The organism is Blastomonas sp. CCH1-A6, assembly GCF_001556365.1.
GTDB classification, from domain to species: Bacteria; Pseudomonadota; Alphaproteobacteria; order Sphingomonadales; family Sphingomonadaceae; genus Blastomonas; species Blastomonas ursincola.
This window is the reverse complement of sequence record NZ_LSIS01000141.1, coordinates 1-24,292: the sequence shown is the minus strand read 5'-3', so window position 1 is coordinate 24,292 and position 24,292 is coordinate 1. Positions and strand designations below refer to the sequence as shown.

The following is a 24,292-nucleotide window of genomic DNA, read 5'->3' as shown; positions in this document are numbered from 1 at the left end:
GTCAGTCGTCGTCCTGCGGCCCCAGCTCGGGATCGAGATCGCGCGGACGGGTGACCTCGATCAATTTCGCGGTGCGGTTGTCGAGTTCGGACCAGTGATCGATCGCAATGTCCATGATCGCGAGCGCGGCGGTGGGGAATTTCTCCTCGACGACATCGCGCAACGGGCTAGAACCATCATCGGGCACCAGATCGAACACCAGGTCTTCCAGACCCGGATTGTGCCCGACCATCAGCACATGGTTCGCGCTGTCATCCACCCCGCGCAGCACGTCGATCAGCGTTACCGACGAGGCGAGATAGATGCGGCGGTCCCAGTCGGGGTGCAGCGTCTGGCCATAGGCGGTCTCGAAATGGTCGATCGTCTCGGTGACGCGCACCGCAGGCGAGGCGACGACCGCGTCGAACACCATCTTCTTCTCGGCGGCATAATAGCCCATGGCCTTGGCGCCCTTCAGCCCGCGTGCGTTGAGCGGCCGATCGAAATCGCGCAGGGAGCGGTCCAGCCAGTCCGATTTGGCGTGCCGCAGCAAGGTCAGCCTTTTCATCGCATCTCTCCCCCCGATCCCGTCACGGGATCGATTCGCGCGCCCTCGTTTCCTCGCGCAGAAACGCCAGATTGCACCGCTTGTAAAGCTTCGGAAAGCGTGCACCGTCGCACCGGCGTTCCGGGCGGAAAGGCGCTGAGCAGACGCGAGGGAAAGGCGGAGGAGAGCATCACGAACCGCCCGCGATCGTCGGCGCGGCGGATCAGCCGTCCGAACGCTTGGGCGAGGCGTGCGCGGATGATCATGTCGTCATATTGGGTGCCGCCACCGGCGAGCTTGCGCGCCCGGTGCAGGATGTCGGGCTTGGGCCATGGCACGCCTTCCATGATGACCAGCCGCAGCGAATCGCCGGGCACGTCGACCCCGTCGCGCAAGCTATCGGTGCCGAGCAGCGAGGCGCGTGGATCGTCGCGGAAGATGTCGACCAGGGTGCCGGTCTCCATAGGGTCGACATGCTGCGCGTAGAGCGGCAGACCCGATTGCGCGAGCCGGTCGGCGATGCGGCCATGCACCGCGCGCAACCGCTTGATCGCGGTGAACAGGCCCAGGGCTCCGCCACCGGCGGCCTCGATCAGCCGCCCATAGGCCCCGGCCAGCCCCGCCATGTCGCCCTTTTTCACGTCGGTGACGATCAGCACCTCGGCCTGATTGGCATAATCGAACGGGCTGCGCGCTTCGAACAATTCGGGCGGCTTTTCCAGATGCACCGCGCCGGTGCGCATCATTGCCGGGGTCCAGTCCTCGCCGGCCTTGAGCGTGGCTGAGGTGACCAGCACGCCATGCGCGGGCTTGATCACGGCTTCGGCCAGCGGCTTGCCCGGATCGAGCCAGCGCCGGTGCAGCCCCATGTCGTACTCGCGCCCCTCGATTCGGTCGAGCGCCAGCCAGTCGACGAAATCGGGATCCGCAGGGCCGCCGATCCGCCCCAGCAGCGAGGCCCAGGCGGCGAGCAGGTCGATGCGCCAGCCAAGCGAGGCGAGCGCGCCCTCGATGCGCGCGCGCGCTGGGCCGTCGAGCCAGTCGGGCGGATCCTCGATCAGCACTTCCAGCCTGCGCCCCAATGCCACCAGCGGCTGGTGCAGCGCGTCGATTGCGCGCGCGGCTTCCATCGCGGCGGCGATCAGCGGACCGTCGAGCTCGGCAAGTTCGGTCTCCATGCCGTAGCCTGCATCCTCTGCGCCGCTTTCGTCGCGGGCATAGACGGTGCCCCGGATCGCGGCGAGCAGCTGCTCGATTTCGCCCGAGGGCGCGCCCTCGCGGATGCGCGCGAGCCAGCCCTCGCCGGGCAGCGCCTCGGCGGCGATCCGCGCCGCCTCGATCGCGCGCCCGCCCGCCTCGTCATAGGAGGCGACGTCCGAGAGGCGCGCGGCGAGCCCGCGCCTGCGGCCGCGCGACTTGCCCTCGGGCCCCATCACCCAGCGGCGCATCTCGACTGTTTCCTGGCCGGTCAGCGCGACCGCAAACATCGAATCGGCGGCATCGTGCAGGTGATGGCCCTCGTCGAAGATGATCCGCGTCGGGCGGCCCTGCTGCTCGCGCGCGCGCGCAGCGTTGACCATCACCAAGGCATGGTTGGCGATGACCAGATCGGCATTCTGGCTCGATCGCGCGGCGTGCTCGATGAAGCATTTGCGGTAATGCGGGCAGCCGGCATAGACGCACTCGCCGCGCCGGTCGGTCAGCGCGGTGACGCCCGCGCGGCGGAACAGCGTGGTCAGCCAGCCGGGCAGGTCGCCGCCGATCATGTCGCCGTCGCGGCTATACGCGGCCCAGCGCGCGACCAGCTGTGCGAGCACGGCGGCGCGGTTCTGGAAGCCGCCCTGCAAGGCATCCTCGAGGTTGAGCAGGCACAGATAGTTCTCGCGCCCCTTGCGGATGACCACGCGCTTGCGGAACTCGGCCTCGCCCGCATAGATGCGCTCGGTCTCGCGCGAGAGCTGACGTTGCAACGCCTTGGTATAGGTAGAGATCCACACCGTTCCCCCCGCGCCGTGCGACCAGAGCGAGGCAGGCGCGAGATAGCCCAGCGTCTTGCCGATTCCGGTGCCCGCTTCGGCGAGCAGCATATGCGGTTCGGCGCGGCGTTCGCGCGGGGCGAAGATGTGCGATGCGGTGCGCGCGAACTGGCGCTGGCCCTCGCGGCGCTCTGCGCCCGCGCCAGTCAGCGCCTCGAGCTGCGCCTCGGCGTCATTTTCCGCCAGCGTGATCTGGCGCGGCTGCGGGCGCGGGGCCTGCTCCTCCCATTCGGGCAGGCGCGAGAACAGCCAGCGTTCGGCCTTTTCCGGTTGTTTCAGATGCTTGGAGGCAAGTCCGGCCCATGGCCAGCGCAACCGCGCCAGCGCCTGCAGCCCGGTCCAGGCCCCCTCGCGCTGCGGCCAGTCGGGCCGCTCCAGCGTCGCGATCAGCGCCTCGGCGGCGGCATGGAGCAGGGCCGGAATGGCGGATTCGGGGAGACCTTGTTCAGCCCTCTCGCCTTGAGGGGAGAGGGTTGGGAGAGGGGATTGTAATGCCAGCTCGGGCGCGTTCCCCCCTCCCCTGAGTAGGAGAGGGAGCTTCAGCGCCTTCGCCAGCCCCATCGGTGTCGGTACCATGAACTGCGCCGGGTGAACGAAGGCGAACAGCTCGAGCAGGTCGAGCCCGGATAGCTCGGGATAGCCCAGCCGCTGCGCCACCAGTGGGGCATTGAGCATGATCAGCGGCGTCTCGGCCGCGCGGGCGATCGCCTCGCCCTTGGCGATGCGCACCGCAGGCTCGCCGGGATGCGCGAACCAGATCGCGCTATGGCTTGCATGCAGGGCTGGAAAGTTTAGGGAAGCGATCATTATCCGCCCTTATGGCGACATCGGAACGAAAAGGAAACACGTGTGAGCGCGTATCGCGAAGCTGCAATGCGATCCAAGGCATGGCCGTTCGAGGAAGCGCGCAAGCTGCTGAAACGCTATCCCAATGGCAAGCCCGAGGGTCAGGGGCCGATGCTGTTCGAGACCGGCTATGGTCCGTCAGGCCTGCCGCATATCGGCACGTTCCAGGAGGTATTCCGCACCACGCTGGTGCGCCGCGCCTATGAAACGCTGACCGACAGCGCGCCGACGCGGCTGGTGGCGTTCAGCGACGATATGGATGGCCTCCGCAAGGTGCCCGACAATGTGCCCAATCCCGAGATGCTGCGCCAGCACCTCGGCAAGCCGCTGACCCAGATCCCCGATCCGTTCGGCAAGTTCGAAAGCTTCGCGCATCACAACAACGCGATGCTGCGCGCGTTCCTCGACCAGTTCGGCTTCGATTACGAGTTCGTCTCCTCGACCGAGCGTTATCGCAGCGGCGCGTTCGACGAGGCGCTGCGCGGGGTGCTGCGCAACTATCAGGCGATCCTCGACATCATGCTGCCGACGCTGCGTGCCGAGCGCGCCGCGACCTATTCGCCGATCATGCCGATCAGCGCCAAGTCGGGTGTGGTGCTGCAGGTGCCGGTCGAGGTGGTCGATGCCGAGGCCGGGATCGTGCGCTTCACCGACGAGGGCGAGACGATCGAGCAATCGGTGCTCTCGGGCGGTGCGAAGCTGCAATGGAAGGTCGACTGGGCGATGCGCTGGGTGGCGCTGGGCGTCGATTACGAGATGTACGGCAAGGACCTGACCGATAGCGGCGTCCAATCGGGCAAGATCGCGCGCGTGCTCGGCGGCCAGAAGCCAGAGGGCATGATCTACGAGATGTTCCTCGACGAAAAGGGCGAGAAGATCTCCAAGTCCAAGGGCAACGGCCTGTCGATCGAGGAATGGCTGCGCTACGGCAGCGAGAACAGCCTGGCTTTTTATATCTTCCGCGAGCCCAAGGCGGCCAAGCAGCTGCATCTGGGCGTCATCCCGCGCGCGGTGGACGAATATTTCCAGTTCCGCGACAACTGGCACGGCCAGGATGCTGACAAGCGGCTGGGCAACCCCGCGCACCATATCCATGCGGGCGACGTTCCCGCAGGCAGCCCGCCGGTGAGCTTCGGGCTGCTGCTCAATGTCGTCAGCCTGCCGGGCATGGACGACAAGGATCTGGTATGGGGCTTCGTGCAGAAATATGCGCCCGGCGTCTCGCCGGAAACGCATCCCGAACTCGACGGGCTGATCGAGAATGCGGTGAACTATGGCCGCGATTTCATCGCCCCGACGCTCAAGCGCCGCTGGCCCGAGGGGCCCGAGATCGACGCGCTGACCCGGCTCGACAACGAACTCGCCGAACTGCCCGAAAACGCATCGGCCGAGGACATCCAGAACATCGTCTATGCCATCGGCAAGGACGAGGCCTATGGCTTCGGCAACCTGCGCGACTGGTTCAAGGCGCTGTACGAGACGCTTCTGGGCAGCGAGCAGGGGCCGCGCATGGGCAGCTTCATCGCGCTCTACGGCATCGCCAACACCCGCAAGCTGATCGCGGAAGCGCTGGGGCGGACGGGAGAGACGGTTTGACACGGGCTTTCGTCCGGTGACCGTCATCGCCGCGCGCCTCTATCGCGATGGGGAGCGGGTGCGCGATATCGACCTGAGCCAGCCGCTGCCGTCGCTCGACGACCCGGCGGACCTGCTGTGGATCGGGCTGCACGAGCCGAGCGAGGCCGAGCTGATGCCGATCCAGTCGCAGCTGGGGCTGCACCCGCTGGCGGTGGAAGACGCGCTCGACCGGCGGCACCTGCCCAAGATCGAGCCTTATGGCGAGCATCTGTTTGCGGTCGCGCGCACCGTCCATCTCGACGAGAGCGATAGCAACACCGCGATCACCTATGGCAATACCGCCATCTTCATGGGCCGCCAGTTCATCGTCACCGTGCGGCACGGATCGCTGCGCGACCATAGCCCGGTGCGCCACAAGCTCGAGGCGACACCCCGGCTGCTCAAGCGTGGCGCGGACTACGTGCTGCATGCGATCCTCGATTTCATCGTCGACGGCTATCTCGATGTCATCGACACGCTCGAGGACAAGGTGCTCGGCATCGAGGACCGCGCGCTCGATGCGTTTCTGAACAAGCAAGAGACCGCGCAGCTCTTCTCGCTGCGCCGCGACCTGTTCCGGCTGCAACGGGTGCTCAGCCCGATGCAGGACGTCGCCAATCGCTGCATGCACCTCGAGCTGCCGCAGATCGATGCCGACATCCATCCCTATTTCCGCGACCTGCACGACCATGTCCGCCGCGCCGATTATCGCGTCGCGGGGCTACGCGACACGCTGACCTCGGTGATCGAGACCAGCGGCCTGCTCGAGCAGCAGCGCCAGGGCGTCATCACCCGCCAGCTTGCCGCCTGGGCCGCGATCCTGGCGGTGCCGACCGCGATTGCCGGGATCTACGGGATGAACTTCGAATTCATGCCGGAACTGCGATGGCACTATGGCTATTTTCTGGTCGTGGGCGTGATGGTCACGATCTGTGTCGGCCTGTACCTGCGCTTCAAATGGGCGAAGTGGCTATAGGGAACGCCTTCGGGCTGCATCCGTAGGGGCAGGGAAACCCCCAAAACGGAGAATCCCCCATGAGCCTTCCCGATCTTTCCGGTCGCAACATCTGCATCCTCGCCACGCACGGTTTCGAGGAATCCGAACTCCTCCAGCCGCGCGACGACCTCAAGGGCGCAGGCGCCAATGTCACCATCGTCTCGCCCGAAAGTGGCGAGATCAAGGGCTGGAAGGGCGACGACTGGGGCCAGAGCGTCAGCGTCGATGCGCCGCTTTCTGGCGCGCGGGTCGAGCAATATGACGCGCTGGTGCTGCCCGGCGGCCAGATCAACCCCGACCTGCTGCGCGTCAATCCCGAGGCGCTGGCGCTGATCAAGGCCTTTGCCGACGCGGGCAAGCCCGTCGCCGCCGTGTGCCACGCACCCTGGCTGCTGGTCGAGGCGGGGCTGGCCGAGGGCAAGACGATTACCGGCTACAAGTCGATCGTCACCGACCTCAAGAACGCAGGCGCGAATTTCGTCGATCAGGAGGTCGCGATCGACGGCAATCTCATCACCAGCCGCTGCCCCGACGATCTGCCCGCCTTCGGCAAGGCGATTGCCGAGATGGTCAGCGAAAAGGCCAGCACCGAAATGGCGTGATGCTTCAGGTCATGCGGCAGGTTTGACGACCTGCCGCATCACCGCGGCATAGCCGGGCGCGATGGTCATCCGCCCGGCATGCCCTGCCTCCACCAGCATGCGGTGCGCTTTGGCCAGATTATAGCAGGGCACGCCCATGAACAGGTGGTGCTCGCTGTGGAAATTCACCCAATAGGGCGCGACCGTCGCCCGCTCCAGCCAGTTTGCGTGTGTGGTGCGCGCATGGGTGAATGGGTCCTCGCTGCCCGTCGTCGTGCAGGCATGTTCGGCGATGTTGCGGATGCGCAGGTACAGCTGGAACGTCGTCGCCATCGCGATCAGCCAGATGAGATACGGCAGCGCGCCGAGCCCCGTAGCGAACGAGAGCGCGAGCAGCACGACCTGCGCGGCGAGGAAGCGCAGCGTCACCTTGCCGATGAACAGGTTCTGCTCCTTCGCGCCCGGGCCGAAGCCCTTGATCGCCATCGCCAGCTGCGCACCGCGCTGCTTGATGAAGGTCTGGCCGGTGAGGTCGCGGAACACCTTGCGCATCAGGCTGGCGCGCGTGGTGGGGAAGGGCGCGGAGAGCGACAGGTCCGGGTCCTCGGGCTGTTGCGTGTAGCGATGGTGCGTCAGGTGATAGGTGCGATAGGCGTGCAGATCGGTGCCCATGGGCACGCCGGTGACCCATTGCCCGACCCAGTTGTTTACCGCACGGTTCGGGTGGAGCAGCCCGTGCGCGCCTTCGTGCATCAGGATGGCGAGACCAAGCTGCCGTCCGCCGATCAGCACGATCGCAATCACCCAGGCCCACCAGGTGCCGATCCAGGCCGCGCCCCAGGCGAGTGCGACGATCGTGATCCAGGCATGCGCGACCAATGCGAGTCCCTTCCAGCGCGATATGGCGGTGAGGTCGCGAAACGCCTCGCGCCCGAAGATCTGCGATGGATTGGCAGCCTTGACCAGCGCCATGATGCTCTCCCGATGCGCTTGGCGCGCTTTACGTTTGCGTCAGTCTAGCATTGCGGGATGAAAGCGCAAACCTCGTGATTCCCGCTCGATTCCCAATCGATCCAACTCGTCACCCCCGCGAAGGCGGGGGTCCCGCTTCTGCGTCCCGGTCAGCGCATAAGCGGGATTCCCGCGTTCGCGGGAATGACGAAAGAGGTTGAACTGCGCGTGGTTGGTCTGGAATGCTGTCAGTATGTCGCAGCTTCATCCCCATCCCGATTTTCCATCGTCCCAAGGCGTCACCCTATCGGTTGACTGTTGGTTGGCCGCAGAAGACACGCTGACGATCACCTATCACGTCACCGACCCCGAAGCGCGCATCGTCTGGCCCGCCCCGGCACAGGGCCGCACCGATGGCCTCTGGCAGCACACTTGCTTCGAGGCGTTCATCGGGTCCACATCCGGCCCTGCCTATGCCGAGTTCAACCTCGCTCCCTCGGGTGCCTGGGCGGCCTATGCGTTCGACGATTACCGTACCGGAATGCGCGACCTAGCCTTGCCGGTAAACCCGCAGATGGCAGAAGAGAGCGGGCTCTGGCAGGCGACCATCCCGCTCGCCGGGCTCGACGCGCTGCTCGGCCCCGCGCCCTGGCGGCTGGCGATCACCGCCGTGATCGAAGCCACCGACGGAGCCAGGAGCTACTGGTCGCTTGCGCATCCGTCCGGCAAACCCGATTTTCACCACCCGGATTGTTTTGCCGCGCGGCTCGGCTAAACAGCGCGCATCATCTTGCAGCGAGGCCCCCATGCTCTTCGGTATCGATCGTCTTCTGGCTGAGCCCGAGCTGCGCGCGCCGCTCAAGGGCCGTCGCGTCGCGCTGCTCGCGCATCCTGCCTCGGTGACCGCTGATCTGGTGCATTCGCTCGATGCCCTGGCCGCGCTCGACGACATCCAACTGACCGCCGCCTTCGGGCCGCAGCACGGGCTGCGCGGCGACAAGCAGGACAATATGGTTGAAAGCCCGGATTTCACCGATCCGGTGCACGGCATCCCGGTGTTCAGCCTCTATGGCGAGGTGCGCCGCCCGACCCCGGCAATGATCGACAGCTTTGACGTGATCCTGATCGACCTGCAGGACCTGGGCTGCCGCATCTACACCTTCGTCACGACCTTGCTCTACATTCTCGAGGCCGCCGCCGAGCATGGCAAGTCGGTCTGGGTGCTCGACCGGCCCAATCCCGCCGGACGCCCGGTCGAGGGGTTGACGCTGCGCACCGGGTGGGAAAGCTTTGTCGGCGCAGGGCCGATGCCGATGCGCCACGGGCTGACGCTGGGCGAGATGGGCCACTGGTTCATCCGGCACTACGGGCTCGATGTCGACTATCGCGTGGTCGAAATGCACGGCTGGAAACCTGAGTCCGCGCCGGGCTTCGGCTGGCCGACCGACCGGCTCTGGGTCAATCCCAGCCCCAACGCGCCGAACGTCAACATGGCGCGCGCCTATGCCGGCACGGTGATGCTGGAGGGCACGACGCTGAGCGAGGGCAGGGGGACGACCCGCCCGCTCGAGCTGTTCGGCGCGCCCGACATCAACGCACGCGACGTGATCGGAAAGATGCATGCTCTCGCGCCCGAATGGCTGGCCGGCTGCGCCTTGCGCGAGATCTGGTTCGAGCCGACCTTCCACAAGCATGTCGGCCAGCTCTGCCATGGCGTGCACATTCATGCTGAAGGCCAGTTCTACGATCATCATGCCTTCCGCCCCTGGCGCGTCCAGGCGCTGGGCTTCAAGGCGATCCGCGCGCTCTATCCGGATTACCCGCTCTGGCGCGATTTCCCGTACGAGTACGAGCTCGGGAAGCTGGCGATCGACGTGATCAATGGCGGTCCGGCGTTGCGTGAATGGGTGGATGATGCAGGTGCGCAGCCGGGCGATCTCGACGCGCTCACCGGGACTGATGAAACGGCCTGGCAAGCGGTGGACGACTTGAGGCTTTATTAAGCATGACTGTTATCTGCAAAAAGTTGCAATAAAGCTGGGCAGTTCAGCGTCATATCCCACACAAATTGCGCTTACCAAATCTTCATTCGACTCGCATAAGTCCGATTCATGGACGCGATTCACAAAATTGAGGTCGATCCGGTAAACAATATTCTGCGGCAGTATCTCGCTGGTTTCTTCGAACCAGCGGATGTCGAGCGCTTTGTCGCTGACCGCAATGCCGCTTTCGGACAGCTGACGTGCGGGCCGAACCAGCATCTGGCCCTGGTCGACGCGCGTCATGTCAAGATTCAGCAGCAGGACGTCGTCCAGGCATTTCAGGCCGTGCTGGCCAATCCGCCGTTGCGTTCGCGCAAGCTTGCCTTTGTCGTTTCGCATTCGCTGGCCTGCAAGCAGCTGCAGCGCGCCGCATCCGGACGCGATGCGCGCTTCTTCTATTCGGTCGCGGAGGCCGAGGCCTGGCTGCTGGGCAGGGATGGTGTGTTGCCGCGCCTTGCAAAGTCAAACGCGCCCGAGTGGCATATGCCCTGGAAACGTGGCGTTCAGGGCCTCATGACGGATGCCTAGCGGACGCCTGACGGTCCGAAACGATCGTGTTCCAGCGCTTACCGAATCTTCATTTCCCCGGAATATCCAGCCGAGATGGGGGCAATTTTTCGAATCACAGCCGATCCATCGACCAACATGGTGCGGCAGTATCTCGCAGGCTTTTTCGAGGCTGTGGACGTCGAGCGGTTCGTTGCGGCGCGCAATGCGGCGCATGAGCGGCTGACCTGCGGTCCCAACGAGCATGTGACCCTGGTCGATGTGCGCGACATGAAGATCCAGCCGCAGGAGATCGTGCAGGCGTTCGGTGCCGTGCTCGCAGGGCCGCGCTATCGCTCGCGCAAGCTGGCTTTTGTCTTCTCGCAATCGCTGGCGCGGATGCAGCTGATGCGCGCCAGCCAAGGGCGCGATGCCCGCATGTTTACCGACATCAAGGAGGCCGAGGCCTGGCTGCTCGCCGAGGACGATGCGGAAGGCAGCATCGCGGCCTGAGGTTCAGCGGCCTGCCAGGAATGCCCGCGCCTCGCTGTGCGCGGTCGGATTGTCCTCGGCTTCCTCCGGCAGTTCCAGCGCGCGCTGATACAGGCGGCCCGCCGTCGCCCGATCGGTCGCAGCGCCGGCAGGAACGGCTTCGGCGCGCTCGAGATGGTTGCTGGCTGCAGACGCGCAGATTTCGGCGCTGGGTCTGGGCAGATTGAGACAGGCCTGATCGAATGTCTCGACGAGTTGGGCGAGCTCGGTGGCGCTCAGCCTGGCAGCGGGCTCGTACAGCCGCCAGCAATGCTCTTCGGCTTCGGCGAGACAGGCCTTGATATCGGCGAGGAAGATGAGGCCGCTATCGACCGATCGGATCGGCGGCGCGGCCCGCATCAGATCGGCCAAGCCGCTGCAATAGCCGAACTGGATCGCGCAGGCACGATCGAGATAGGCATATCGTCTGTCCCAGCCCTCGGCGCTGCTATCGGTGCGGCGGACGAGATCGGCCGCCAGTGCGCAGCCGTGCACGGCGCCGCCGCTGCACGCCTTTTCGGCAAGCATGGCGATGCGTGCGGTGTCCTTGGGGCCAAGTCGGCCGAGCAGCCATTCGCCGAGCATCGCGCATGCCCCGACCCGGTCCTCGTCACAAGCGCTCGTAAGGGCCGGATCGACGGCAGCCTCGAACCGCGTGGCCAGAGCCGGATCGCGCACCGCAGATGTGGACAGCCCGGTCAGCGCGCTGCCCGCGATGCAGGAAGGGCCAAATCTCAGGTCGAAACAGGCTTTGGCGAGCAGTGTCACCGCGCGGGGCTTGTCGATCATCGCGCTGTTGTTGGCCAGCATGTCCGCCAGGCGATGGCAGGCAAGCGGGTTGCCGGCCTCGCAGCCCGTGGTGAACGTGGTGCGCGCCTTGCCCCAGCGTTCGGCGGCTAGCCTCAGGTCCTGGCGCTTGTCGTGCCGCCGTGCGGCAATGTCGGCTTCCTTTTCGCACCCCATGCCCATCCCGCCCTCGCAAGCGCTGCGGAAAGCGGCGGCCGCGAGATTGATCTCGATGGGTTCGCCGATGCCACGTTCCAGCGCAAGGCCGCGCACCAGACAGGCATCGGTCTTGCCCGCCTTGCAAGCGGCCGCTGCGGAATCGATCCGGTCTTTGGCAATGACCGATCCGTCGGGCATGGTCACCTGCGCCAGACCCTGAGGTGCCCCGCACCACGCCAGAACGATCGCTGCCAGCCAGGTCAGAATGCGCATGATGCCCCTTTCGCGTCCGCGCCAGGTCAAAGGCGAACGCGCGCGGTTCGTCAAGCTCGCGAAACATCCCCTAACCATATGTTTGCGCTTGGCCGTCATGCTCGCGCGCGATGACCGCAGAGCAATGGCTGACCCGGATATTCGCAGATCGCGCGCCGCGCCGCTTCGGCAGCGGCTGGTGGAGCGGTGTGCTTTCGATCGCGCTGGGGCTGCTCAGCGTCGCGGCGGTGCTGTGCCTGCACTTTCCGCAATGGCTGACCATGCCCGAACTGCGCGCGCGCTACCCGCTGCCGCTGGTGCGCAGTGCGATCGACAGCGCGATCCTGGTGACGCTGGGGCTGGCGGGGCTGTCGATGCTGCTGCGGCGGCGCAAGGCGCTCGGTCTGGCGGGTCTGGTGCTGGCCGGGCTCGCGTTGGCGCTGGGGGCAGGCGGGGTCGCCATTCCCGACGCCTGCCCGACCCGGGTGCATATCGGGCTCGACTGGTTCGTGCTCGGCACGCTGACCACGGCTGCCTTGTTCGTTCCGCTCGAACGCGCGTTCGCGCTACGGCGCGAGCAGGGGCCGTTCCGCAAGGGATGGCTGACCGACGCGACCTATTTCTTCATGAGCCACGCGCTGGTGCAGTTGATGTCGTTGCTGGTGCTGGTGCCGGCGACCTGGGCTGGGCAGAAGCTGGCCATCGCGCCGGTCCAGACGATGGTCCAGATGCTGCCGCTGGCGGTGCAGTTCGCGCTCATCGTGCTGGTCGCCGATCTGGCGCAATATGCGGTGCACCGCGCCTTTCATGCCGTGCCGCTGCTGTGGCGCTTTCACCGCGTGCACCATTCGGTCACACACATGGACTGGCTCGCCGGATCGCGGCTGCATCTGGTCGATGTCGTCGTCACCCGCGGCCTCGTGCTGCTGCCGATCGTGATGCTCGGCTTCGATCCCGTGGCCGTCTTTGCCTATCTGGGCTTCGTTTCGCTGCACGCGGTGTTCATCCATGCCAATTTCGCGCCGCGCAGCCCCTGGCTGGAACGCTGGATCGCCATGCCGCGCTATCATCACTGGCACCATGCCATCGAACCCGTGGCAACCGACAAGAATTTCGCGGTACATCTGCCGATGATCGACCGCTGGTTCGGAACGCATTACATGCCGGACCAGCAATGGCCGGATGGCTATGGCGTTGCCGGACTTTCGCTGCCCGACGGCTATGGCAAACAGTTCCTTTCGCCGCTTGCAAATCCGCACCGATCGGACGGCAATTGATTAACATGGATCAATTTGCAGAATAACATCCTGATGTCGGCAGATTAGCCTGGCTCCGGCCTTGGTCTGCCGCTGCACATTTCATTGGACGTCATGCCATTTGGACGCATAGACCAGAATTGGACCGAGCGGCGCCGTCATTGTCAGGCTGGTGACTGACGAGCGATTCGTGGAAGCGGGAGCATCTGGTGGATCAGGTTCGGGCTTCACGCGTGCAGGAGGCAACCGATGCCGCCGAACTCGATGCGCTCTACGCCCGGGCGCCGCTTGGCCTGGGGCTGATCGACCGGGAACTGCGCTTTGTGCGCGTCAATCCGGCGCTGGCGGACATGAACGGCTTCTCGCCCGAAGAACATGTCGGCAAGAAGGTCTGGGATCTGGTTCCCGATTTGCGCGCGATCGCCGAGCCGATGCTGCTCAAGGTGATCGAGAGCGGCGAGCCGTTGCGCGATGTGGCCATTACGGGAACGACGCTGGCCCATCCCGGCGAAATCCGCGAATGGCGCGAGCAATTCTATCCGATCTTCGTCGGTGACGGGGAGGTCAGCGGCATCGGCATCATCTGCGAGGACGTCACCGACCGCCGCCGCCAGGATCGCGAAATTCGCGAGCGCGAGGACAAGCTGCGCCGCGTGCTCGACCAGCTGTTCGCCTTTGTCGGCGTTCTGACGCTCGACGGCGAGGTCGATTATGCCAATCGTGCGCCGCTCGACGCGGCCGGGCTGCAGCTTGCGGATGTCGCGGGCAAGCCTTTCTGGGATGCGCCTTGGTGGTCCTATGACGCCGAGGTGCAGGCGCGGCTCAAGCTCGCCATCGAAGCCGCCCGCGCGGGCGAGCTGGTGCGCTATGACGTGCCGGTGATGCTCGGCCATGCCCCGGTGACGATCGATTTCCAGCTTGCGCCGTTGCGCGATTCCTCCGGCGCGATCACCGGTCTGATCCCTTCGGGCACCATCATCGAGGAGCGCGTGCAGGCGCAAAGGGCGCTGCGCGCGCTGGCGGACGATCTGGAAATCACCGTCGCGCGGCGCACGGCAGCGCTGCATGCGGCGAACGCGCAGCTGAAAGAGGAGATCGCCCAGCGCGAGGCGGCGCAGGACGCGCTGATCCGCAGCCAGAAGATGGAGGCGATGGGCCGGCTGGTTGCGGGTGTGGCGCATGATTTCAACAACATCCTGGCGGCTGTGCTGAGCGGCCTGTCGCTGATCGGGCGGCGGCTCGACGACCCCGAGGCTCTGAAGCTGGTCGATATGAGCACCAATGCCGCGATGCGCGGCACGGGGCTGGTCAAGCAATTGCTCGCCTTTGCGCGGCAGCAGCGGCTCGATCCCGAGCGGATCGACGTGTCCGCCTTTCTGAAGGAACTGGAGCCGCTGCTCGGGGTCTCGGCGGGGTCCGGGATCAGCGTTGCGATCGAGGACGATGGCGCCTGCGGTGCCATCATCGCCGATGCCGCGCAGCTCCAGTCGGCGCTGCTCAACCTTGTCATCAACGCGCGCGATGCCATGCCCGATGGCGGGGCGGTGCGCATTGTCGCCCGTGCGGTACGCGCGCCCGGCGACGAGGCATTGCCCGAGCTTGCAGAGGGCGACTATGCCGCGATCAGCGTGATCGACAACGGAACGGGCATGGCTCCCGAAACGCTGGCGCGCGTGGCTGAACCGTTCTTCACCACCAAGCAGGTCGGCAAGGGGACCGGCCTTGGCGTGCCGATGGTGCATGGCTTCACGCATCAGTCGGGCGGTGGCCTCAGGATCGAGAGTGAACTCGGCAAGGGCACAGCGATGACGCTGTTCCTGCCCCGCGCGACTGGCGCCGATGCCCATGCGGGAGCGGATGCTGATGCGGGAGCGGATGCTGATGCGGGAGCGGACTTCCATACGCAGTCAGGCGCTGCCGGGCTCCCCGACAGCGCCTGACCGTTCCCTCCCTCCCGGAAGTCAGAAATCGAAGCGGAATGAGGCGGAGATCGTCCGTCCGTTGATCGCCCGGGCAAAGCCGATGCCATTGGCCGGAACGCTCGCCTGGTTCACTTCGAAGATACCGAGCGTGTTGAACACGTTGTTGGCGTTGACCTGCAGGCTGCCGCCCTTGAACAGCTTGACATGGCCGAACAGGTCGACCGTCGTGAAGCCCGGCATGACCAGCAGGTTGGAATCCTGCGCGAAGCTCTTGGTCACCCCGGCAATGCTGGCACCGATCACTGCGCGGCCCAGATCGACCGAGGGCGTCGCGAAGAAGGTCCAGTCGGGCTGGTGGCGCGGTTCCTTGCCGGTCAGGGTCGGATCGAGCAGGTCGCGCGTGATCTTGGCCTTGGTGTAGGTCGCGCCGATCATCAGGCTGAACGGCCCCCTGTGCACCCCGCCTTCCATCTCGATGCCGGTGGCGCGGTAGCGCCGGTCGGTCCGGTTCGCCGCGCCGTTGATCACATTGTGGTCGGCTGCCGTGACGCGGAACGCCGTGGCGTTGAAGGTGAAGCCGTCCTTGCGGAACTTGAAGCCGCCTTCGAGCTGCTTCACATTGTCCTGCTTGTCGGTGTTGCTGCGGATGCCGCCGGTGGCATTGTTGATCAGCGGCGTGAACAACACCTTGTCGGCATTGGCACGCGCGCCCTTGCTGTACCGCGCGAAGAGCGAAAAGGGCTCGGCCGCGCGATAGTTGATCCCGCCCGAATAGCTGAGATAACCGTAGTTATAGTTCACCGCGCCGGGCTGGGTGAAGGGCAGGAAGGCAACGCGGTTTTCGGCCGGGTTGATCACGCCGTCGCGGTTGATATCCTGGGTTATCAGACCGACGCTGCCGTTGTTGAGGTCCGCGCCGACCAGAGAACCGCGTACTCGACCGGTATCGTAGCGCAGGCTCCCGCCGATCGCGAACTTGCCGAACTGGTAGTTGACCGATCCGTAAGGCGCGAACACGCGATAGTTCACATCGAACGCGCGGCGGAAAAGGCTGGTCGCGCGGGCAAAGGCGAAATAGCCGTTGAGCGTTTGGGGCTGACCAGCCGCGTTGAAGATATCGACCTGCGCCGTGCCATTATTGCCGTTGGCATCGATGTTCATCGCGGTGTGGAGCCAGGTGGTGTTGAGGTCCTGTGTCGCCAGATAGGCCCCGAGCGTGGTGGTCAGCTTGCCGTCGGGCAGTTCCCACACCTTCGAGGCGCGGACATCGTTGGTGAAATTGTCGAGCGAGCGCGCACGGACGAAAGAGAAGAAATAGAGCGAGAGCAGACCGTTGCCGTTGATCAGGCCATTGGGGTTGATCAGCTGGCCTGCCAGCGGGCCGCTCGCATAGCGTGCAAACGCTCCGGCTCCGCCCTGGCCTGCGGCAAAGGCCGACACGGTATTGGCGGTGTTGGGGAAGCCGCGGCTGAAATCGCCGCCATTGGCCGCATAGCGCATGCGCTCGGTGATCGTCCAGCCGGCCACCTCGAACTGGGCCTCAAGCCCGATCGACTTGGATTCGGCGCTCTGGCCAGTGGCCACCGGGAAGGCGGCCGGGCTGTTGTTCTGGTCCAGCGTGATAACCGGTCCCAGGAACGAGGACAGGATGGTGTCGTCACGCAGGTCGAAGCCCGGGAAGCTGCGGATACGCGGATTGGCGTTGGTGCCGGTGATATTGGCGAAATACGGAGCGAAGGTCGGCGAACGGTCGTCGAGATACTTGAGATACAGCCGAACATAGCCGTTCTCGAACTCGCGGGTGATGTTGAACTTGACCTGGCCGCCCTTCCAGCCGTCAAAGCCATTGTTGCGCGGGCCTTCGCCCTGGCGATAGAAGCCGCCGATATGGAAGCGGGTGTTCTCGCCCAGCTTGCCGCCATAAGTGAAATCGACGCGCTTGGTGTCGAAATCGAGGCCGGTGGTGAACTGCACCGCGCCGCCTTCGACATCGCCGGTGCGCGACAGCACGTTGATCAGGCCGCCGGGCGAGTTCGACGCGAAGGTCGAGGCCGAGCCGCCGCGGATCGTCTCGATCGCGTTCACGGTCAGGTCGTTGCGGAGGTAGACGTCGGCGCCCACGTTGAACAGGTCGGCAAACTCCAGCAACGGCAGGCCGTCTTCCTGGATCTGCATGTATTTCGATCCACCGGCGGCGAGCGGAAGCCCGCGCACGGTATAGTTGTTGTTGCCTTCGCCGATGCTGGTCGCGACGCGCAGGCCGGCCATGGTACGCAGCACCTCGCCGATCGGGCGCGGTCCAAGCAGCGTGATGTCATCGCCGCGCAGCGCGCTGGTCGAGGTCGCGCTATCGAGCCGGTCGCGGCCCTTGGCCACGCCGGTCGAAAAAAGTTCCTGCGCGGGTTTTGCGGCAGCGCCCCCCGATTGCTGCGCAGCATCGGCCTCTGCTGCCTCGGTCGCCGCGCTATTGGTGATCGCGCTCTCGGAAGCCGTAGCGGAGGCGGTTGCCGCCCATGCCGGCGCGGCCAGCGCGCAGTAAGATGTAACCAGCAGCAATGCTGTCTTGGACATGATGTATTTCCCCTGCTCAAGCCAGCGCCCTCACGCCGGCATCCTCTTGTCAGGGCTGCTCCCTTGCCCCGACGCTTCAACGGCTATGCGGGGATGGTAAATTTTGTGTTTACTCCAAAATTGAGGGGTTTCCGTTCAAGGCATTGATAAATAAATCAAAATGCAGGCGCTCATTTTCGTCGCGACACCAGATCTCATGCATTATTGGGGGTTGGTATCGCCGTAAGCAGGGCTTTTTGCGGGGCGGCGCGACGTGCAGCAAAAGGAATCGACGCTTCTATTCTGATTCGGTACCTGTCGTTTTCTGCTTTAGCCGAGCTTAAATCCGGCACTCACGGTCAATCAGGCGTCAGCGCAACTGTTCCGCCATCGCGGCTCAACCATTGTGCACCCGAATATTGCGGCTGGCCCCGCTTCGCTGAAGACCGCTCCTGCGACGTTCATGGGGTAGGGCGCGTGTGCTGTGGGAAGCACCGCGCCGCATGGGTCTTGAGCCCCGCGCGACACCAACCGCTGTGCCAGCGCATGATGACCATGATCGCTGCGTTGCTCGATCTACCGGCTAGCCGCTGGCGCGCGGCACAGACGCTTACTGATCCAGGAAGCTCCGCATCTTGCGCGAGCGGCTCGGGTGCTTGAGCTTGCGCAGCGCCTTGGCCTCGATCTGGCGGATACGTTCGCGGGTGACCGAGAACTGCTGGCCGACTTCCTCAAGCGTGTGGTCTGTGTTCATGCCGATGCCGAAACGCATGCGCAGCACGCGTTCCTCGCGCGGGGTCAGCGAAGCGAGCACGCGGGTGACCGTTTCCTTGAGGTTCGCCTGGATCGCGGCGTCCACCGGGATGATCGCGTTCTTGTCCTCGATGAAATCGCCGAGATGCGAATCCTCCTCGTCGCCGATCGGCGTTTCGAGGCTGATCGGCTCCTTGGCGATCTTCATCACCTTGCGGACCTTTTCGAGCGGCATCGAGAGGCGCTCGGCCATTTCTTCCGGTGTCGGTTCGCGGCCCTGTTCGTGCAGGAACTGGCGGCTGGTGCGGACCAGCTTGTTGATCGTCTCGATCATGTGCACCGGAATGCGGATGGTGCGCGCCTGATCGGCGATCGAACGCGTGATCGCCTGACGGATCCACCAGGTCGCATAGGTCGAGAACTTGTAGCCGCGGCGATACTCGAACTTGTCGACCGCCTTCATCAGGCCGATATTGCCTTCCTGGATCAGGTCGAGGAACTGCAGACCGCGATTGGTGTACTTCTTGGCGATCGAGATGACGAGGCGCAGGTTCGCCTCGACCATTTCCTTCTTGGCGATCCGCGCCTCGCGCTCGCCCTTCTGCACCATGTTGACGATGCGGCGGAACTCGCCGAGCGACATGCCGGTGGCGGCCGCGATGTCCGAAATCTCTGCGCGGATGCGATCGACGGCGCTCGCCTCATTGGCGACGAAATTGGCCCATTTCTTGTCGATGCCGGCCATGGATTCGAGCCACGCCTCGTCCATCTCGTGCCCGACATAGCGGTCGAGGAAATCCCTGCGCGGCACCTTGTGACGCTCGGCCAGACGCAGCATCTGGCCGCCCAAAGCGGTCAGCCGACGGTTGAACGAATAGAGCTGATCGACCAGATACTCGATCTTGTTGGCGTGGAACTGGACCGATTCCACCTCGGCGGTCAGGTCCTCGCGCAGCTTCTGATACTGCTTTTCCTTCGCCGCCGGGAAGTCGTCGCCGATGCTGAGCGCGTTGAGGCGCTCGCCCTGGATCTTCTCGAACTTGCGGAAGAGCGCGGTGATCTGCGCGAACTTCTCAAGCGCCGCCGGTTTCAGCTGCGCTTCCATCTGCGCCAGCGAAAGCGTGTTGTCTTCCTCGTCATCCTCTTCGGGGCGACGGGTGCGACGCTCGGTCAGCTCGTCTTCCTCGTCCTCCGAATCGGTGACTTCCTCGACCTCGTCCTCGTCCTTGAAGCTGGGGCCTGCGGTCTTCTCGCTGATCTCGCCATCATCGTCGCCGTCCTCGGACAGGCTTTCAGGCGCGGGGTCCTTGGAAAGCATCGCATCGAGATCGAGGATCTCGCGCAGCTGCATCTCGCCATCATTCAGCGCGGTCGACCATTCGATGATCGCGTGGAAGGTGATCGGGCTTTCGCACAGGCCCAGGATCATCGTGTCGCGGCCGGCCTCGATGCGCTTGGCGATCGCGATTTCGCCCTCGCGGCTGAGCAGCTCGACGGCGCCCATCTCGCGCAGGTACATGCGCACCGGGTCATCGGTGCGGTCCATCGTCTCCTTCTTCTTTTCGGGAGAGATGTTGAGCTGTTCGGAACCGTCATCGACGGCATCGCTGTCGTCGACCGGCTGTTCTTCCGCGCCTTCCTCGTCATTCTCGACGATGTTGACGCCCATTTCGGAGATCGCGGACATCACGTCCTCAATCTGTTCGGACGACATCTGATCCTGCGGCAGGGCCTCGTTCAGCTCGTCATAGGTGATGTAGCCGCGCTTCTTGGCGCGCGCGAGCAGCTTCTTGACCGACGCTTCGTTGAGGTCGATCAGCGGGGCATCGGTGCCGTCGGTCTTGGGGTCTTTCGGTTCCTTGGCCAATTTGCGTACTTCCTGTCACCTGTGCCGCCGCGGGCTGCGTCCAAGCCTGCGGAGAATTTGCTTTGTTATCAGACCCAAAGGGTCCGTTTCAAATATTTCGCGCTCGTCCCGTATCCGCCTTGATCGCATGGGGTCTGAACCGCGGTGAGGGCATGCAGCCCGTCCCGTGTCAGCCTCGCTCCGTCAGTTCGATCAGGCGCTGGTCAAACGCTTCCTTTCTTGCCCTTAGCTGCTGCTGCTCCAAAAACAAACCGTCTTGCATGTCATTTTCGAATCGGCGCGTCACATCCTGCAACGCCGCCTCCAGCCTGGGGCGGGTAATCATCACTTCGATCGCCTCGGCAAAGTCTTCCGCAATCCGGGCCTCGCGCAGTTGATCGGGTGGCTCGATCGCCGGGATGCAGAAGGAAAACGGCGGCTTTCCGCCCGATTTCAGCCTGTCCACCGCGTCTGCCAGCCCCCTGGATTGCAATATGGTCATCAGCGCGGGCGGATCAAGACCATCTGCACCGGGCCGGTGCGACGCATCGAGCAGCGCATCCAGCAGGTCGGCCCAGCGGTCGGCAAGGGTGACGAATTCGCTCAGCGTTTCGCTGTGCCTGGCGATCAGCGCCGGGCGGTATATCAGCCCGATGAGCACGCCGCGCACGATCAGGTCGCTCATCGGCTGCCGGCTGAACGCGCGCAGCTCCTCGCTCGGCGGCACGGGCTCGTCGCGGCGCTGCCAGCCCTTGCCCGAAGCGCCGCGCTGTTGTGGCGCGCGGGCAGGCGAGGGCGCGCGTGCCGCGAAGAACAGGTCGGAAAAGCGCTGCCCGATCTCGCGGCGATAGAGCGCCTTGATGTCGCCATCGGCAATCGTGTCGGCATGCGCGTTCAATCGCGCCTTGAATCCCGCGCGCGCCTCCGGACTGGCGAGCGGCTGGGCGTTCAGCTCGTGCGACCAGAGATGGTCGAGCAGTCCGGTCGCCTGGTCGAGGCAGGCGGTGAAGGCCTGCGGGCCCGATGCGCGGACAAGATCGTCCGGGTCCTGTCCGCCGGGCAGCGAGACGAAGCCCAGCGACAGGCCGGGCTTGAGCAGCGGAAGCGCGCGCGTCGCGGCGCGCATCGCCGCCTTCTGCCCGGCATTGTCGCCATCGAAGCACAGCAGTGGGCGATCAACCATCTTCCACAGTCGTTCGATCTGATGCTCGGTGAGCGCGGTGCCGAGCGGCGCGACGCATTCGCCAAAGCCCGCCTGGGCGAGCGCAATCACGTCCATATAGCCTTCGACCACCACTACGCGCCCGCTCTGGCGCGAGGCGGGGGCGGCGAGGTGCAGGTTGTAAAGCGTGCGGCCCTTGTCGAACAAAGGCGTGTCGGGCGAGTTCAGATATTTGGGCTCGCCCGCGCCCAGGATGCGCCCGCCGAACGCGATCACCCGCCCGCGCGGATCGCGGATCGGAATCATGATGCGGCCGCGGAAACGGTCATAAGGCGCCTTGTCGTCGACCTTGATCAGCAGCCCCGCCTCGATCAGCAGCTCCTCGTCGAGATGGCCGAGCGCGGACTTGATGCCGGTGCGGCTGTCGGGCGCGAAGCCGATGCCGAAGCGCGCGATGGTCTCGGCCGTCAGCCCCCGGTTTTTCAGATACGCGCGCGCCTCTTCGCCTGCCGCGCTGCCGAGCTGCGCGACGAACCAATCCTGCGCCGCCTGGCAGACATCGTGCAGCGTTGCGCGCGCCTCGGCCTGGCGCGCGGCGCGCGGATCGGGCGCGGGCACGCTCATCCCCGCTTCGGCGGCGAGCTCCTTGACCGCATCCATGAAGCCCAGGCCCTGATGATCGGTCATGAACCGGATCGCATCGCCATGCGCCCCGCAGCCGAAGCAATGGTAGAAGCCCTTGTCGTCGTTGATTGTGAAGCTGGGCGTCTTCTCGTTATGAAAGGGGCAGCACGCCTTGTACTCGCGACCTGCGCGCTGCACCTTCACATGCCGCCCGATCAGCGTGGACAGCGTGATCCTCGACCTCAGTTCATCCAGCCATTGCGGGGATAGGGTCATGCGGAGGTGCGCCCGTCGATTGCGGCAGGGACGTTCCCAACTTGGACTGTGTCGAGCCCTACGGAAAGCTGTTTTTCGCTTAAGGTGGTAGAGGATGACGTGATATACTGATGTTGCGCATACGTCCCTCGACTTCGCTCGGGACAAACGAGAAGGGGTGCGCGTGCTCCTGAATAAGGTGATAGACGGTTAATGCAGGGTTTGCTCATGGAAGCTCAGCTTTCCCCTCGTCAGCCTTGCCGAACCCACCTCCGTTTGTCCCGAGCGAAGTCGAGGGACGTTCGTGAGGCGGTCGTGAATAATGACTGACCATTTTCCAATCACCATTGATCAAACCGATCTTCTTGGCGCGAGACCAGGACTTTAGCTGTTTCTCGACCTCGATCGCGTCCCCACGGGTCTGGTAATACTCGCTCCAAACCAGCTCCACAGGACGCCTGCGCGACGTGAAATCGCAGAACCCGCCATGCTGGTGCTCGCCCATTCTCCGCTCTAGGTCGTCGGTCTGGCCGGTATAGAATTTTCCGTCTGCGCATTGGAGGATATAGACCCAGAAAGCCATGTAGTGCCTCGTGATGGGTTGCGCATACGTCCCTCGACTTCGCTCGGGACAAACGGAGTTAGAGCTTTGGCAACGCCCGAAACGTTGCCCTCAGCCCGCCAGGGCCTCCTTCACCCAGGCGCTCGCCTTGCTCATGTCGAGTTCGCTGCCGTGGCGCGACTTCACTTCGGCCATGACCTTGCCCATGTCCTTGAGGCTGGCCGCACCCGTATCGGCGACGACCTTGGCGATCGCGGCTTTTGCTGCCGCCTCGTCCATCTGCGCGGGCAGGAATTCCTCGATCACCGCGACCTCGGCCGCTTCCTGCGCGGCGAGTTCGGCCCGGCCGCCCTGTTCGTACATGGCGATCGATTCGCGGCGCTGCTTGATCATCTTCTGCAGCACTTCGGTGACCATGGCATCGTCATCGGCGGGCGCGGCCTGGGTGCGCAGTTCGATGTCGCGGTCCTTGATCTTGGCGAGGATCAGCCGGACGGCCGCCGTGCGCTCCTTGTCGCCGGCCTTCATGGCAGAGACCTGCGCAGCTTTCAGCGAATCGCGAATCATGCGCGCGAACCTTTCTTTTTCCGTGGATTTTGGAACAAGCGTTCAACCTAGCCGGATAAAAATGTTTTTCATAGATTGACCGTGCAAGCCACCCGCGCCTAGTGACCCGCCAATTTGGCCGCTGTCCGGCAGGGCGCGTCACAGGGCTTTGGCCCCGCATCATCCTGCCATATCCTGCGGCCCGGCACATTCGCGACTCATACCGCAAGGCAAGGAACACGATCCATGGCGCACGCCACCACCTCCGCTCAACCCCAAGGCGCGACCGGCCTGTTGCTGCTGGCCGATGGCACCGCGATCTGGGGCAGGGGCTTTGGTGCTGCCGGGGCCAAGGCGGGTGAGGTGTGCTTCAACACCTCGATCACCGGCTATCAGGAAATCCTGACTGACCCGAGCTATGCCGGGCAGATCATCACCTTCACCTTCCCGCATATCGGCAATGTCGGCGCGAATCCCGAGGATATCGAGGCCGATGTGCCGCACGCGCTGGGCTGCATCGTGCGCCAGGACGTGACCAACCCCAGCAGTTTCCGGTCCGCACAGCATTTCAGCGACTGGCTGAGTGCCAATAACCAGATCGGCATTTCGGGCGTCGATACGCGCGCGCTCACCCGCCGCATCCGCGAGGCCGGTGCGCCCAATGCGGTGATCGCGCACGCGCCCGATGGCGTGTTCGACATGCCTGCGCTGCTCACGCTGGCGCAGGGCTGGCCGGGGCTGGAGGGCATGGACCTCGCGATCGAGGTCACCGGCGCCGAGACGCGCGGCTGGGACGGCGGCAAGTGGACCTTGGGTCATGGTTATGCCGCGATGGGCGAGGGCGAGCGTCCGCATGTCGTCGCGATCGATTATGGCGCGAAGCACAATATCTTCCGCTCGCTGGTCGAGGCGGGCGCGAGGGTGACCGTGGTTCCGGCCAGGACCTCGCTCGAAGAGATCCTCGCGCTCGAACCGGCGGGCGTGTTCCTCTCGAACGGCCCAGGCG

At 64.8% G+C, this 24,292-nt stretch carries 19 protein-coding genes; 10 read left to right on the top strand and 9 right to left on the bottom strand.

What is annotated here, in order from left to right:
- Position 1: 1 nt before the first annotated feature.
- Both AX735_RS05650 and AX735_RS05645 read right to left on the bottom strand, forming a co-directional pair.
- The gene (locus tag AX735_RS05650; RefSeq protein WP_066277002.1) at positions 2-547 is read right to left on the bottom strand and encodes a SixA phosphatase family protein; all 546 of its coding nucleotides are present in this window, start codon (positions 545-547) and stop codon (positions 2-4) included.
- A complete protein-coding gene (locus AX735_RS05645) occupies positions 544-3,369 on the bottom strand; it encodes an ATP-dependent DNA helicase (protein WP_066276999.1) in 2,826 nt (941 codons plus the stop codon). Before AX735_RS05645 ends, AX735_RS05650 begins: the two co-directional genes overlap by 4 nt.
- A gap of 66 nt (positions 3,370-3,435) precedes the next feature.
- On the opposite strand from AX735_RS05645, the gene AX735_RS05640 reads away from it, so the two are divergent.
- Genes AX735_RS05640 through AX735_RS05630 form a run of 3 tightly spaced genes read left to right on the top strand, consistent with a single transcriptional unit; the run spans position 3,436 to position 6,624 of the window.
- The gene (locus AX735_RS05640) at positions 3,436-5,004 is read left to right on the top strand and encodes a lysine--tRNA ligase (protein ID WP_066277048.1); all 1,569 of its coding nucleotides are present in this window, start codon (positions 3,436-3,438) and stop codon (positions 5,002-5,004) included.
- A gap of 16 nt (positions 5,005-5,020) precedes the next feature.
- Positions 5,021-6,001 carry a magnesium and cobalt transport protein CorA gene (locus AX735_RS05635; RefSeq protein WP_066276996.1) on the top strand — a complete coding sequence of 327 codons (981 nt, stop codon included), beginning with the start codon at positions 5,021-5,023 and terminating at the stop codon, positions 5,999-6,001.
- A gap of 59 nt (positions 6,002-6,060) precedes the next feature.
- Positions 6,061-6,624 carry a type 1 glutamine amidotransferase domain-containing protein gene (locus AX735_RS05630; protein ID WP_066276990.1) on the top strand — a complete coding sequence of 188 codons (564 nt, stop codon included), beginning with the start codon at positions 6,061-6,063 and terminating at the stop codon, positions 6,622-6,624.
- A gap of 9 nt (positions 6,625-6,633) precedes the next feature.
- Here the strand turns inward: AX735_RS05630 and AX735_RS05625 are convergent, their stop codons facing one another.
- Positions 6,634-7,575 carry a fatty acid desaturase family protein gene (locus tag AX735_RS05625; protein WP_066276988.1) on the bottom strand — a complete coding sequence of 314 codons (942 nt, stop codon included), beginning with the start codon at positions 7,573-7,575 and terminating at the stop codon, positions 6,634-6,636.
- Between the two features lie 301 nt (positions 7,576-7,876).
- Here AX735_RS05625 and AX735_RS05620 point away from each other — a divergent pair, with 301 nt between their 5' ends.
- From AX735_RS05620 to AX735_RS05605, 4 genes are all read left to right on the top strand, one after another.
- On the top strand, positions 7,877-8,329 hold the full coding sequence (locus AX735_RS05620; RefSeq protein ID WP_066276986.1) for a DOMON-like domain-containing protein: 453 nt from the start codon (positions 7,877-7,879) through the stop codon (positions 8,327-8,329).
- Between the two features lie 31 nt (positions 8,330-8,360).
- A complete protein-coding gene (locus AX735_RS05615) occupies positions 8,361-9,557 on the top strand; it encodes an exo-beta-N-acetylmuramidase NamZ family protein (protein ID WP_066276984.1) in 1,197 nt (398 codons plus the stop codon).
- Between the two features lie 108 nt (positions 9,558-9,665).
- On the top strand, positions 9,666-10,124 hold the full coding sequence (locus tag AX735_RS05610; protein ID WP_066276983.1) for a hypothetical protein: 459 nt from the start codon (positions 9,666-9,668) through the stop codon (positions 10,122-10,124).
- A gap of 75 nt (positions 10,125-10,199) precedes the next feature.
- Entirely contained in the window at positions 10,200-10,595 is a 396-nt protein-coding gene (locus AX735_RS05605; RefSeq protein ID WP_066276981.1) for a hypothetical protein, read from the top strand.
- A 3-nt stretch (positions 10,596-10,598) separates the two neighbouring features.
- On the opposite strand, the gene AX735_RS05600 is transcribed toward AX735_RS05605, so the two are convergent.
- Positions 10,599-11,831, bottom strand: coding sequence for a sel1 repeat family protein (locus AX735_RS05600; RefSeq protein ID WP_137775889.1), 1,233 nt, complete (start codon positions 11,829-11,831; stop codon positions 10,599-10,601).
- 110 nt (positions 11,832-11,941) lie between these two features.
- On the opposite strand from AX735_RS05600, the gene AX735_RS05595 reads away from it, so the two are divergent.
- A complete protein-coding gene (locus AX735_RS05595; RefSeq protein ID WP_066276973.1) occupies positions 11,942-13,087 on the top strand; it encodes a sterol desaturase family protein in 1,146 nt (381 codons plus the stop codon).
- Between the two features lie 212 nt (positions 13,088-13,299).
- Positions 13,300-15,006, top strand: a complete 1,707-nt coding sequence (locus tag AX735_RS05590; RefSeq protein WP_066276965.1) for a PAS domain-containing sensor histidine kinase — start codon at positions 13,300-13,302, stop codon at positions 15,004-15,006.
- A 21-nt stretch (positions 15,007-15,027) separates the two neighbouring features.
- Here the strand turns inward: AX735_RS05590 and AX735_RS05585 are convergent, their stop codons facing one another.
- From AX735_RS05585 to AX735_RS05565, 5 genes are all read right to left on the bottom strand, one after another.
- Positions 15,028-17,559 (bottom strand): TonB-dependent receptor domain-containing protein, encoded by a 2,532-nt coding sequence (locus AX735_RS05585; RefSeq protein ID WP_066276961.1) that lies wholly within the window; start codon positions 17,557-17,559, stop codon positions 15,028-15,030.
- A gap of 589 nt (positions 17,560-18,148) precedes the next feature.
- On the bottom strand, positions 18,149-20,158 hold the full coding sequence (gene rpoD / locus AX735_RS05580) for an RNA polymerase sigma factor RpoD (RefSeq protein WP_066276952.1): 2,010 nt from the start codon (positions 20,156-20,158) through the stop codon (positions 18,149-18,151).
- A gap of 169 nt (positions 20,159-20,327) precedes the next feature.
- Entirely contained in the window at positions 20,328-22,199 is a 1,872-nt protein-coding gene (dnaG, locus tag AX735_RS05575; protein ID WP_066276949.1) for a DNA primase, read from the bottom strand.
- 205 nt (positions 22,200-22,404) lie between these two features.
- The gene (locus AX735_RS05570) at positions 22,405-22,761 is read right to left on the bottom strand and encodes a GIY-YIG nuclease family protein (protein WP_066276945.1); all 357 of its coding nucleotides are present in this window, start codon (positions 22,759-22,761) and stop codon (positions 22,405-22,407) included.
- Positions 22,762-22,851: 90 nt separating this feature from the next.
- A complete protein-coding gene (locus AX735_RS05565; protein WP_066276941.1) occupies positions 22,852-23,307 on the bottom strand; it encodes a GatB/YqeY domain-containing protein in 456 nt (151 codons plus the stop codon).
- 225 nt (positions 23,308-23,532) lie between these two features.
- Here AX735_RS05565 and AX735_RS05560 point away from each other — a divergent pair.
- Positions 23,533-24,292, top strand: a 760-nt coding sequence (locus AX735_RS05560; RefSeq protein WP_446471788.1) for a carbamoyl-phosphate synthase domain-containing protein, incomplete at its 3' end; no start/stop codon positions are given.

Excerpts from the sequence above, each read along its gene's own strand:
- AX735_RS05570 (WP_066276945.1), bottom strand. The coding sequence starts at position 22,761 with ATGGCTTTCTGGGTCTATATCCTCCAATGCGCAGACGGAAAATTCTAT.
- AX735_RS05610 (WP_066276983.1), top strand. The coding sequence starts at position 9,666 with ATGGACGCGATTCACAAAATTGAGGTCGATCCGGTAAACAATATTCTG.
- AX735_RS05615 (WP_066276984.1), top strand. The coding sequence starts at position 8,361 with ATGCTCTTCGGTATCGATCGTCTTCTGGCTGAGCCCGAGCTGCGCGCG.
- AX735_RS05625 (WP_066276988.1), bottom strand. The coding sequence starts at position 7,575 with ATGGCGCTGGTCAAGGCTGCCAATCCATCGCAGATCTTCGGGCGCGAG.
- AX735_RS05650 (WP_066277002.1), bottom strand. The coding sequence starts at position 547 with ATGAAAAGGCTGACCTTGCTGCGGCACGCCAAATCGGACTGGCTGGAC.
- AX735_RS05600 (WP_137775889.1), bottom strand. The coding sequence starts at position 11,831 with ATGCGCATTCTGACCTGGCTGGCAGCGATCGTTCTGGCGTGGTGCGGG.
- dnaG (WP_066276949.1), bottom strand. The coding sequence starts at position 22,199 with ATGACCCTATCCCCGCAATGGCTGGATGAACTGAGGTCGAGGATCACG.
- AX735_RS05585 (WP_066276961.1), bottom strand. The coding sequence starts at position 17,559 with ATGTCCAAGACAGCATTGCTGCTGGTTACATCTTACTGCGCGCTGGCC.
- AX735_RS05645 (WP_066276999.1), bottom strand. The coding sequence starts at position 3,369 with ATGATCGCTTCCCTAAACTTTCCAGCCCTGCATGCAAGCCATAGCGCG.
- AX735_RS05605 (WP_066276981.1), top strand. The coding sequence starts at position 10,200 with ATGGGGGCAATTTTTCGAATCACAGCCGATCCATCGACCAACATGGTG.
- AX735_RS05565 (WP_066276941.1), bottom strand. The coding sequence starts at position 23,307 with ATGATTCGCGATTCGCTGAAAGCTGCGCAGGTCTCTGCCATGAAGGCC.
- AX735_RS05630 (WP_066276990.1), top strand. The coding sequence starts at position 6,061 with ATGAGCCTTCCCGATCTTTCCGGTCGCAACATCTGCATCCTCGCCACG.
- AX735_RS05595 (WP_066276973.1), top strand. The coding sequence starts at position 11,942 with ATGACCGCAGAGCAATGGCTGACCCGGATATTCGCAGATCGCGCGCCG.
- AX735_RS05640 (WP_066277048.1), top strand. The coding sequence starts at position 3,436 with ATGCGATCCAAGGCATGGCCGTTCGAGGAAGCGCGCAAGCTGCTGAAA.